The sequence below is a fragment of the uncultured Maricaulis sp. genome (genome assembly GCF_963976135.1).
Classification (GTDB): Bacteria; Pseudomonadota; Alphaproteobacteria; order Caulobacterales; family Maricaulaceae; genus Maricaulis.
The window spans coordinates 1-11,337 of sequence record NZ_CAXBKN010000089.1 but is presented as its reverse complement, the minus strand read 5'-3'; the positions used below and the strand labels follow the sequence as shown (position 1 = coordinate 11,337).

The following is an 11,337-nucleotide window of genomic DNA, read 5'->3' as shown; positions in this document are numbered from 1 at the left end:
TCAGCCGCGGCCGCGATAGCTGGCGACGCCCTGCTCGGGAATCCAGACGCCGGCTGGCGCCTCACCCGTGGCAAAGAAAACATCAATCGGAATCCCGCCGCGTGGATACCAGTAACCGCCAATGCGCAGCCAGACCGGGTCGACTTCCTTGACCAGGCGCCGGGCGATCTGCGTCGTGCAGGCCTCGTGAAACGCCCCGTGATTGCGGAATGAGCCGAGAAAGAGCTTGAGCGATTTGGATTCGACGATCCAGTCGCGCGGCACGTAATCAATCACCAGATGCGCAAAATCCGGCGCCCCGGTCACCGGGCAGAGCGAGGTGAATTCCGGCACGGCGAAGCGGATCATATAGGGCGCATCGCACGGATTGGCGACGCGCTCGAGCGCAGCGGTGTCGGGATGGTCGGGCAGCGGCGTTGCGGCGCCAAGCTGGCCGAGGTCTTGATAGCGATTATCGGTCATGGCGCGCAATTAGCCCCGGCTGGCCCGCGATGCAATCGCCAAACGCCCCCGCCGGTCCGCTTTTTCCCGGCCACAGGAGCGTTAGACCCGCAATTCCTCGGGGACCGGCATGGTCGTGCGCGAAAATACGCGGCGGATGGTGAAGGAGGAGACCAGACGCGCCACGCCGGGCAGGCCCGACAGGACCTCGCGGTGCACGTGTTCATAATCATTGGCATCGCGCACCAGCACCCGGATGAGATAATCGGCATCACCGCTCATCAGATAGCATTCCATCACTTCGGGCACAGCTTCGACAGCCGTCTCGAACGCAACCAGCGTCTCGCGTTTCTGATTGTCGAGCGTGACCTGGACATAGACGGTGATGCCGCGTCCCAGTGCCTTTTCCGACAGGATGGCGACATAGCGATCAATCACGCCGCTCGTTTCCAGTGCCTTGACCCGCCGGTGACAGGCCGAGGCCGACAGGCCGGCACGTTCGGCCAGCTCGGAATTGGTCAGGCGGCCATGCTCCTGCAACTCGGTCAGGATCGCGACATCAACATCATCAAGACGCACGGAATACTCTCCTTGCAGACAGGGCCTGCCATAGCCTGGACGGCGATAATTCGGGCGGGCGCAAAATATTCTGGATTTACGCCCGATCAAACGATATATGACGCGCTTTATGGCGTGGCGCGCACGATAACTCAAGCGAAATGCCGCAAATCTTGAAGATTCTTCTATTTCTGGATCGCAGGCACACCTTGAACGCCGGATTCTCCACATCGAGCACTCAGAAGCGGAAAACATCATGCGTATCGGGGTCCCCACAGAAATCAAAGTCCGCGAATACCGCGTCGGCCTGACACCGGCCAGCGTCGGCGAGCTCGTCCTCGCCGGCCATGAAGTCGCGGTCGAAAGCGGCGCCGGCGAGGGCATTGGCTGCAGTGATGAAGACTATGTCTCGGCCGGTGCCGTCATCGTGCCGACCGCGCAGGATGTGTTCGATTTCGCCGAGATGATCGTCAAGGTGAAGGAACCCCAGCCGTCGGAAACGGCGATGCTGAAGCCGCATCACACGCTCTTCACCTATCTCCACCTGGCACCCGATCCGGTCCAGGCCGAGGGGCTGCGCCAGTCCGGCTGTACCGCGATCGCCTATGAAACCGTCACCGATAATGAGGGCCGCCTGCCGCTCCTCACCCCGATGAGCCAGGTTGCCGGCCGCATGTCGGTCTCGGTCGCCGCCCATTGCCTGCAAAAATCCCAGGGCGGACGTGGCCTGATGCTCGGCGGCGTGCCGGGCGTGCTGCCCGCCAAGGTCGTCATCATCGGCGGCGGCGTCGCGGGAAGCCATGCCGCGGAAATGGCGATCGGTGCCCGTGCCGACGTCACCGTGTTTGACCGCTCGGCCAAGCGCCTGTCCGAACTCGATGCGCAATTCGCCGGCGCGGTGAAGACCGCCTATTCCACCCAGGTCGCGCTCGACCAGGCGGTGCTGCAGGCCGATGTCGTGATCGGTGCCGTTCTGATCCCCGGAGCCGCGGCGCCCAAACTGGTGACCCGCGACATGCTCAAGGAAATGAAGGACGGCGCCGTGCTCGTCGACATCGCCATCGACCAGGGCGGTTGTTTCGAGACCTCGAAAGCGACCACCCATAATGACCCGACCTTTATCATTGACGGTGTGGTCCATTATTGCGTCGCCAATATGCCGGGCGCCTATTCGCGCACCTCGGCCTTCGCGCTCAACAACGCCACCCTGCCCTTCGCCCTGGCAATCGCCAACAAGGGCACACGCGCCGCCCTCAATGCCGACCCGCATCTGGCGCGCGGCCTGAATGTCGCCGGCGGCGAGATCTGCTGCGAACCGGTCGCCCGCGATCTCAAAATGCCTTACGTCAAACCGGAATGGCTGACGTCGATTTAAGGGTGCAAGCCGCCTGAGAATCTGCAAACTACGAGGGGTCGGCGCCAGCTGGCCCCTTTTTGCTGCCCGCCGGAGTTGGGATTTGACCTTGCGCTACGACCTCGTCGTATTCGATTTCGACGGCACACTGGCCGACAGCCTGACCTGGTTCAGGACGGCCCTGTCCGATGTGATCGAGAAACACGGCCTCAACCCGATCTGCGAGGAACGCGCCGAGGCCCTGCGCGGCATGACGCCGAAGGCCATCATGGACGAGCTGCAAATCCCGGCCTGGAAACTGCCCTTCATCGCCGCCGATGTCCGCGACCGCGCCGCCAGGAATGTCGACCAGATCACCCTGTTTGACGGGATTGCCGGGTTATTGCTGGAATTGCGCGCTGCCGGGGCCACCATCGCCGTGGTCAGCTCCAATGGCGAGGAGGCGATTCGCCAGGTGATGGGCCCCGAACTGGTCGCCCATATCAGCCATTTCGCCTGCGGCGCGGCCCTGTTCGGCAAGGCAGCAGTGTTCCGTAAAGTCATCCGCAAGGCTGGCAGCACGCCGGAGCGCACCCTGTGCATCGGCGACGAGGTTCGCGATATCGAAGCCGCCCGCGAAGCCAGTTGCGGCTGCGGCGCGGTCACCTGGGGTTTTGCGACGCCAACGATCCTTGCGGCCAGCGGGCCGGATCATCTCTATGAAACGCCGTGCGAAATTGCGCGCTGCATTGCCCCGACAGTGCCGGCCATACAGCGCGCCTGATCGCCTAGCCGCAGATTTTCGCCTTCGCCGCGGCATATTCGCCAATGAGCTGCTCGATATAATCGCCGGCCGTCTGCACCGACTTGATCGAGCCAATGCCCTGGCCGGAGCCCCAGATATCCTTCCAGGCCTTGGCTTCAGAGCCGCCACCGGAACCGAAATTCATCGCCGAGGGGTCGCTCTCGGGCAGATTGTCCGGATCGAGGCCGGCGGCCGTGATCGAGGCCTTGAGATAATTGCCGTGCACGCCGGTGAAGAGGTTGGTGTAGACGATGTCCTCGGCGCTGCCCTCGACAATGCCCTGTTTGTAGGCCTGGTCGCAGCGGGCCTCGGCGGTCGCGATGAAGGCCGAGCCGATATAGGCGTAGTCGGCCCCCATCGCCTGGGCGGCGAGGACGCCGCCGCCGGTCGAGATGGCGCCGGAGCACAGGATCGGCCCGTCAAACCAGGCGCGGGTCTCGGCGACGAAGGCGAAGGGCGAGAGCGCGCCGGCATGGCCGCCAGCCCCGGCCGAGACGCAGATCAGGCCGGTTGCGCCCTTTTCGATCGCCTTGTGGGCAAAGCGCTGATTGATCACATCATGCAGGGTGATGCCGCCCCACCCCTGAACCGCCTGGTTCAGCTCGGCCTGTGCGCCCAGCGAGGTGATGACGATCGGCGCCTTGTATTTCTCACACAGGGCGAGATCTTCCTGCAGGCGTCCATTGGAGCGATGGACGATCTGATTGACCGCAAAAGGCGCGGCCGGCTTGTCCGGATTGGCGCGATTATAGCTGTCCAGCTCGGAGGTGATCTGGTCGAGCCATTCATCAAGCTGGCTGATCGGGCGCGCATTGAGCGAGGGGAAGGATCCGACGATTCCGGCCTTGCACTGGGCAATCACGAGATCGGGATTGGAGATGATGAAAAGCGGTGCGCCAATCACGGGCAGACGCAATCTGCCCTTCAGGATATCCGGTTCAGCCATGATGTAGTCCCTTGTATCTCGACATTTATCGACCGGTTCCGCCCGGCTCGTTGAAATTGGCCGCAGGCGTGAACACTGTTCAGGTCGAGACTAGGGGCGGGCGCAGGACGTGTCGAGTGAGGTTTGTAGCTGAGTCACTCGCTCAATTGCCCGTGCAGGATGCGAATAATTTCCAACGCATTTTCCGACGCGCGGTGAATAATCAGATGCCGCCCGGCGCGGCTCAACCTGATTCCTTCGCCGTATCGCTCATCCAGATGCCCGGAACCGGGAAACAGTGCGAGACGGGTGAAGGCAGCGTGTAGATCGGCAATATAGGCATCGGCGCGCTTGTCCCCAATTTCCCTCCGAATAGCGCCAGATTTCCCGAAGGTCCTGACGCGCCGCCGGGCTGAGATAGACGGCCGCGGTCACCGCAGCGAAGCGTGTTGCTCAGCAAGGAAGTCGTCCAGATCAAAGGGCTCGGCAGTGCCGCTCGCGAGGCCCTGATCAATCGCCTGCTTCAGCGCCCTGTGGCGTCGATCCTCCAGCTCCAGCAAACGCAATCCGGCCCGCACCACATCACTCGCCGAGCTGTACCGGCCCTCCGCGACCTGGCGTTGGATGAAGTCGGCGAAATATTCGCTGACGGCAAAGCTGGTATTTTTGCCCATGACGGCCTCCTGAGGGCGGCCATCATACCAAATTTTGGTACAATGGCCAAGCACACCCCTACCCCACCGCCTGCCCGTCCGGCGGCGCATCGGCATGGGCCCACATGTAGAGCGCCAGCCAGGAACGCCAGGGCTTGAAGCGCTCGGCGGTGCGCACCGTCTTGCGGCGCTTTGAGGTCAGGCGTTCCAGCGTCTTGCGTGCGGCGACATCGCCATCGGGCCAGATATCGGGCTCGCCGAAATAGAACATGTTCATCATGTCGGCGGTCCATTGCCCCACGCCCCAGATCGCCGTCAGCCGGGCGGTGCGGTCGGCAATGCTCAGGGCGCGCAACTCCTCGGTATCCAGCCCGACAGTCCGGTGGGTGTCGGCGATGGTGATGATGGTTTTCGTCTTGGCGCCCGACAGGCCGCAGGCGCGCAAGGCATCGGTATTTTCCGGCACGAAATGGTCGAGCAGCGGCTTGCCCGCCGCACTCGCCTCGACGCGGTTCCAGATACTCTGCGCCGCCTTGACCGATATCTGCTGGCCGCCGATCGCGCGGCAGAGATAGTGCGGGAAGGTCTGGCTGTCGCGGCGCGGAAATTCCAGCGGGCCGAGCCGGATCAGCGCCGCCTCAAGCTCGGGCGAAACATCCCGGGCGGCAGCGACGAGATGATGGTGCACGGCGTGATGTGTCATGGAGATCACGCTAGCCTGCCCGCGACAGCCGTGAAAGCCCCGTGACGCCTTTGTCGCATGGCAGCGCCGGGGTCGCCATGCTACCCGGCGATCATGCTGACGATGCTGCGCCAGGGCCGGACATTGTGGGCGCAGGCGATTCTGGTCCTTGCGCTGCTGGCCGCCGGCATCCAGGCCAGCCTGCCCCAGGGCTTCATGCTCGATCGCGACGGCGCCTCGGGCACGATTTCCGTCGTCTTCTGTACCGGTCATGGCGCCGAACAACGCTGGATCGACCTGGCGACCGGCGAAACCCGCGATGGCACCCTTCCCGCTCCCGACGATAGCGGTCAGGGCCAGTCTTGCGCCTTTGCCAGCGCCAGCGCAGCCATCGGCGCCCTGCCGCAAACACCATCCGTCCTGGTCCCGACCCTGCTCCGCACCCGGGGTGCCGAGCCGGCTGACACCATGGCCCCGGCTGCCCATCGCCGTCCCGGACCGCCTGTCCGGGCTCCGCCGGCGCGTCTCTGAATTTCAAAACCCTTCAGATTGACCGTCAGAGCGCGGCCCGCGCGGGCCGCCGCGGAGCTTTTCATGTCACCTATCATCCTGAATTCGGCGAGCCTGCTCGCCCTGTCCTGCCTGGCCGCCATTCCGGCCCTCGCCCAGGACGCCTCGCCCCTCACCGATATCATCACCGTTTCGGGCCATCAGCCCGACACCGGGCGGGTTGACCGCCTCGACCCGGCCACCCTGCCGCCCTCCGGACCGGATGCGGCAGCCCTGATCGCCCGCCTGCCCGGCGCCGCCACGCTCGGCAATGGGGCCCTGTCCGGCCAGGTCCAGTATCGCGGCCTGTCCGGGGGGCGCATCAATCTGCGCATTGACGGCCAGAGCTTTGCCTCCGGCGGCCCCAATCTGATGGATCCGCCCCTGCATTATGCCCCGATCGCCCTGATCGAACGGATCGAGGTCGACCGCAGCGTCAGCCCGGTGCGCAATGGCCCCGGCCTCGCCGGCGGGGTGAACACGGTCTTCAAACAGGTCGGGTTCGGCGATACCGGGCAATGGCAGACCCGCCATGACCTGACCCTGGCCGGCCGAACCGCCGACGACAGCACCGCCTATGGCGGCGTGGTCGGGATCGCCAATGACCAGATCCGCGTCCAGCTGCTCGGCTCGCGTGAGTCCGGCGGTGATATCAGCTGGCCGGGCGGCACGATTGGCGGCTCGCAGCATGAACGCCTCGTCTATGGCGCCGGGCTGGGCTTTCGCACCGGCGTGCATGAAGTCTCGCTCGACCTGCGGCGCCAGGAGACCGGAGCGACCGGCAATCCGCCCTTCGCCATGGATATCCGCTATTTCGACACCGATTTCGCCCGCCTCGGTTATCGCGGCGACTGGGACGGTGTCAGCGTCAATGCGCATCTCGCCTTTGCCGATGTCGCGCATGCCATGAATAATTTCGATCTCCGGCCCGCACCGGCCATGGCCGCGATGTATCGCGAATCCCTGGCGACGGCGCAGACCGTGTCCGGCGGCGCGGATGCGGCGTTTGACGCGCTGGGCGGTTCGCTTCGCCTCGGTTTCGACGGCGAGCAGGCCGAACACGACCTTGCCATCACCAATCCGAATAATGCCGATTTCGTGCTCAACTCCCTGTCTGGCATCACCATGGAGCGCAGCGGCGCTTTCGCCGAATGGACCGGCGCTCTCGGCGGCTGGGAGACCGAGCTTGGCCTGCGCGCCGACCGGCACCGGGCCGTGGCCGGCACGGCCTCGGTCGGCCCGGCTGTCCCGGCCATGCCGGGCATGCTGGCCATGGCCTTCAATGCCACCGACCGGCGCCTCGACGACACCACATTTGACGCTGTTGCGCGCCTCTGGCGTCCGCTCAGCGAGACCACGACCCTGCGTCTCACCCTGGCGCGCAAGACCCGCGCACCGGGCTATGTCGAACGTTTTGCCTGGCTGCCGACCGAGGCCTCGGGCGGGCTGGCCGACGGCAATACCTATGTCGGTGATGCCGGTCTGGCGCCGGAAACCGCCTGGATCGCCGAGGCGGGCCTGGACTGGGCCTCAGGCTCTGCCTATGCGCGCCCGACCCTCTTCTATCGCTCGGTCGATGATTTCATCCAGGGCGTGCCCTATGATTCCACCCCGGGCGTGATCGACACGCCGGTCGAGATGGTCTCGGCCATGAATGGCGATCCGACGCCGCTGCGTTTCGCCAATACCGATGCGCGGCTCTACGGGCTCGACCTCGATTTCGGCTACCGATTCACTCCGGCCTGGCATCTCGATGGCACTGCCTCCTGGGTGCGCGGCGAACGGCGCGATATGGACGATAATCTCTATCGCATCGCCCCGCCCAGCCTGCGGCTCGGCCTGACGCGCGATGCGGCCGACTGGTCGGTCACGCTGGAGAGCATCGCCGTAGCGCGGCAGGGCGAGGTCTCGCGGAGCAATTCTGAAGCGGAGACACCCGGCTTCGTGCTGGTCAATCTGTATGCCAGCTGGACGCTTCGCGACGGGGTCAGCCTCGCGGCCGGGGTCGAGAACCTGTTCGACCAGACCTATCGCCAGCATCTGGGCGGCTATAACCGCAATGCCGGATCCGATGCCGGCCTGGGCGAACGCCTGCCGGGCAGCGGCCGGTCGCTGGGCTTGCGGCTGAGCCTGCAGGGCTGACACAGGCCGCGCGCCGAACTGGACCGTCAGCATCCACATGCTGGCGGTCTGCCGCGCGATCACGGGTGAGAACTCCGGTCGGAAACAGGCGGATCCGGGACCGCAGGAGCATCCACCCAGACCCGCATCCAGGCAAACTTCAACCGATGAGTGTGACCACAACCAGGAATACACGCCGAACGCGAGAGGCGATGTTAATACTCCCTACGGGTGTTTTTCCGAGCAATTATAATAGATTAAGGGAAATAATCGGCCTCGGATGCAGCATTCTGTTAACCATGGCGGATGCCTACTCCGCCCCAATTGCCCGTGATCGGGCCTCGTCGGGGGACACAAATTGAAATCCTTTCTCAAGCCAGGCGGCGGCGATGCCCGCGCCACACTCGAAGCACTGGGCCGGTCGCTGGCCATCATCGAGTTCAAACCAGACGGCACCATCCTCACCGCCAACGCCAATTTCCTCGACGCCATGGGCTATGACCTCGCGGAAATCAGCGGTCGGCATCACAGCCTGTTTGTCGACCCGGCGGAGCGGGATTCCGATTCCTACCGCCAGTTCTGGGCAAAGCTGGGACGAGGTGAGTTCAACGCCGCCGAATTCAGGCGCATCGCCAAGGGCGGCAGGGAAATCTGGATCCAGGCCAGCTATAATCCCATCCTCGACGGGTCGGGGAAGGTCTGCAAGGTCGTCAAATTCGCAACCGACATCACCCAGCAAAAGCTCGACGCGGCCCATGCCCAGGGGCAGATCGACGCGATCCATAGCTCACAGGCAGTGATCGAGTTCGAACTCGATGGCACCATCCTGACCGCCAATGAAAACTTCCTCGGCGCGCTCGGCTATCCACTCAATGAGATCGCCGGCAAGCATCATTCGATGTTCGTCCCCGTCAGCGAGCGTGACAGCGACGCCTACCGGAAATTCTGGGACGAGCTGCGCGCCGGCCAGTTCCAGACCGCTGAATTCCTGCGCATCGGCAAGGGCGGACGCGAAGTCTGGATCCAGGCGACCTATAATCCGATCCGCGACATGAATGGCAATATTTACCGCGTCATCAAGTTTGCCACCGACATCACCGCGCAGGTCGAATTGCGCCACCAACGCGCCGCGGCGCAAAAGAGCATTGATTCAGATCTTGACGGGATTGCCGCCAGCGTCACCGAAGCCGCTGGCCAGGCGACGACGGTCTCATCCACCTCGGAACAGACCTCCGCCTCGGTCCAGTCCATCGCGGCAGGAATTGAAGAAATGGCCGCTTCTGCCAATGAGATCGGCAGCCAGCTGGTGCGCGCCACCGAGATCACCCGCAATGCGGTCAACATGGCCACGCAAACCAGCGACGTCATGGGCGGACTTGCAGAATCTGCGGCGCGAATCAATGAAGTCATCTCGCTGATCAACGATATTTCCGAACAGACCAACCTGCTCGCCCTCAACGCCACGATCGAGGCCGCACGCGCCGGTGAAGCGGGCAAGGGATTTGCCGTTGTCGCATCGGAAGTGAAGGGCCTGGCCAATCAGACGGCCAAGGCGACTGATGGAATCGCCAGCCAGATCGCCCACGTTCAGAAAGCGACCCAGGACGCGGTCGAAGCGATCGCCTCCATCAGCAAGACGATTTCCGAAATCGACGAAGTGGCCTCCTCGGTTGCCAGCGCGGTCGAGGAACAATCCTGCGTCACCCGGGAAATCTCCGGCAATATGCAGGAAGTCGCAGTCGGCGTTGATCAGATCACGTCGGGCATTCGCGAAATCGCCAATGCCAGCCGCAGTATCGACGCGGCGACGCGCAATGTGCGCCAGGCCTCGCAAGCGATGGGGTAGAATCAGGGCCAGGCCCGGCGCGCGCATCATCGGCGCCGGGCGTCAGCCCAGCCTGGCATCGGCAAACAGATTGCGCAGGCGCGCATATTCCAGCAAGTCCGCCATCGACAGCGTGCCGGCAAAGCGCTCGCCATCGACCAGATAGACGCGCAGCAAATGATGCTTCTGCATCTGGGCGAAGGCCCGGTCGGCACCGGCCCGGGCCGGCAGGATCTCATTCACGCCCGGCTTGACCGCGATCGCCGACAAGCGGGTGCCGGTGCGCGCCTCGAGCGGCACGGCCTGCGCCTCGGCCAGTCCGGCCTGGCCCACCAGCCGCTCACCATCGGTGACGGCAAACCAGTCACGGTGATGACGGACCAGCTTGTCGGCTATGAAATCGGCCACCGTCATCGCGGCATCGGCCGTTTCAATGCCCGGCGTCACCAGATCGACCGCCCTGACATCGCCGAGCGCGAGGCGCGTCTCCAGCTCGACACGCGAGGATCTGGCGGCGCCGCGCAGGAAGAAGCCGATCAGCACCCACCACAGACCGGCCAGCGAGCCGGTGGAAATCAGCAGATAGATACCGGCGAGAATGAAGAAAGCCGCAAAACCCTCCCCGGCCAGGCTGGCCCAGCGCGTCGCCTTGCGCCGGTCACCGCCCAGCAACCAGATAAGGGCCCGCAGGACGCGGCCACCATCGAGCGGAAAGGCCGGCAGCATGTTGAACAGGCCGAGCAGAAGATTGATCAGTCCGAGATAGGCCAGCACCATCGCCAGCGGCGCCTGCGGCCCGCCGGCCAGGTCGAGCATGGCCAGCCGGCTGAAAACGAGCGCGAGAAACAAGCTCATCAACGGCCCGGCCAGCGCCATCACCAGCTCGACCATCGGCGATTGCGGCTCTTCCTCAAGCTCGGCAGCGCCGCCGAACATGAACAGGGTGACGCGGTTGATCGGCATGCCAAGCGCGCGGCCGACAAAGGTGTGGGAGAGTTCATGGGCGATGATGGAAAAGGTCAGGCCGAGCACACCCAGTATGGCCATGAAAACATAGGTCGATGCGTCCAGCGCCGCGTTCTGATCGGGAAAGAAGCCAATGGCGAGCGACCAGCCGACCAGCAGGGCCAGAAACAGCCAGGACGGCTCGGCGCGAACGATCACACCGCCGATTTTGAACGAGAAGAGATAGGGGCGCATGGCAGGAACCTTTGAGTGAAGGGGCACAGTGCACCAGTGGGCGATGGGCCTCAAGGCGGATGGCCGCGAACAGCACGATGCAGGCGCGCGGCGCTTCGTCGCCCTTCGGGCGGGTGGCGTGCCACCCGAAGCCCGCAGGGCTGAAAGGAAGGGTATTTGATATCGGACGAGGAAGAGCTTGGGCGTGATATCGAGCGTAAGCCCTCCTGCGCCAAGGCTTCGGAGGGCACCTCTTCGCCCCAGGT

Annotated in this window: 11 protein-coding genes; 5 read left to right on the top strand and 6 right to left on the bottom strand. The window is 64.2% G+C overall.

Translation table 11 applies throughout. The annotated features are described in order from the left end of the window. Entirely contained in the window at positions 1 to 462 is a 462-nt protein-coding gene (queF, locus tag AAC023_RS11620; RefSeq protein ID WP_339741348.1) for a preQ(1) synthase, read from the bottom strand. Positions 463 to 543: 81 nt separating this feature from the next. Further along, positions 544 to 1,020, bottom strand: coding sequence for an Lrp/AsnC family transcriptional regulator (locus AAC023_RS11615; RefSeq protein WP_339741347.1), 477 nt, complete (start codon positions 1,018 to 1,020; stop codon positions 544 to 546). A 235-nt stretch (positions 1,021 to 1,255) separates the two neighbouring features. Between AAC023_RS11615 and ald the strand changes: the two genes are divergently transcribed. After that, positions 1,256 to 2,374, top strand: a complete 1,119-nt coding sequence (ald, locus tag AAC023_RS11610; protein ID WP_339741345.1) for an alanine dehydrogenase — start codon at positions 1,256 to 1,258, stop codon at positions 2,372 to 2,374. 82 nt (positions 2,375 to 2,456) lie between these two features. Continuing rightward, on the top strand, positions 2,457 to 3,116 hold the full coding sequence (locus AAC023_RS11605) for an HAD hydrolase-like protein (protein ID WP_339741343.1): 660 nt from the start codon (positions 2,457 to 2,459) through the stop codon (positions 3,114 to 3,116). 4 nt (positions 3,117 to 3,120) lie between these two features. Here the strand turns inward: AAC023_RS11605 and AAC023_RS11600 are convergent, their stop codons facing one another. From AAC023_RS11600 to AAC023_RS11590, 3 genes are all read right to left on the bottom strand, one after another. Then, positions 3,121 to 4,083 (bottom strand): nitronate monooxygenase family protein, encoded by a 963-nt coding sequence (locus tag AAC023_RS11600; RefSeq protein WP_339741342.1) that lies wholly within the window; start codon positions 4,081 to 4,083, stop codon positions 3,121 to 3,123. 410 nt (positions 4,084 to 4,493) lie between these two features. Then, positions 4,494 to 4,736, bottom strand: a complete 243-nt coding sequence (locus AAC023_RS11595; protein ID WP_339741341.1) for a type II toxin-antitoxin system ParD family antitoxin — start codon at positions 4,734 to 4,736, stop codon at positions 4,494 to 4,496. A 58-nt stretch (positions 4,737 to 4,794) separates the two neighbouring features. Then, positions 4,795 to 5,418 carry a DNA-3-methyladenine glycosylase 2 family protein gene (locus AAC023_RS11590; protein ID WP_339741339.1) on the bottom strand — a complete coding sequence of 208 codons (624 nt, stop codon included), beginning with the start codon at positions 5,416 to 5,418 and terminating at the stop codon, positions 4,795 to 4,797. 93 nt (positions 5,419 to 5,511) lie between these two features. Here AAC023_RS11590 and AAC023_RS11585 point away from each other — a divergent pair, with 93 nt between their 5' ends. From AAC023_RS11585 to AAC023_RS11575, 3 genes are all read left to right on the top strand, one after another. Further along, positions 5,512 to 5,928, top strand: a complete 417-nt coding sequence (locus AAC023_RS11585) for a DUF2946 family protein (protein ID WP_339741338.1) — start codon at positions 5,512 to 5,514, stop codon at positions 5,926 to 5,928. 63 nt (positions 5,929 to 5,991) lie between these two features. Next, positions 5,992 to 8,088, top strand: coding sequence for a TonB-dependent receptor (locus tag AAC023_RS11580; RefSeq protein ID WP_339741336.1), 2,097 nt, complete (start codon positions 5,992 to 5,994; stop codon positions 8,086 to 8,088). Positions 8,089 to 8,425: 337 nt separating this feature from the next. Further along, positions 8,426 to 9,913, top strand: a complete 1,488-nt coding sequence (locus tag AAC023_RS11575; RefSeq protein ID WP_339741335.1) for a PAS domain-containing methyl-accepting chemotaxis protein — start codon at positions 8,426 to 8,428, stop codon at positions 9,911 to 9,913. A gap of 42 nt (positions 9,914 to 9,955) precedes the next feature. Here the strand turns inward: AAC023_RS11575 and AAC023_RS11570 are convergent, their stop codons facing one another. Continuing rightward, positions 9,956 to 11,092 carry a site-2 protease family protein gene (locus tag AAC023_RS11570; protein ID WP_339741333.1) on the bottom strand — a complete coding sequence of 379 codons (1,137 nt, stop codon included), beginning with the start codon at positions 11,090 to 11,092 and terminating at the stop codon, positions 9,956 to 9,958. Positions 11,093 to 11,337 lie beyond the last annotated feature (245 nt).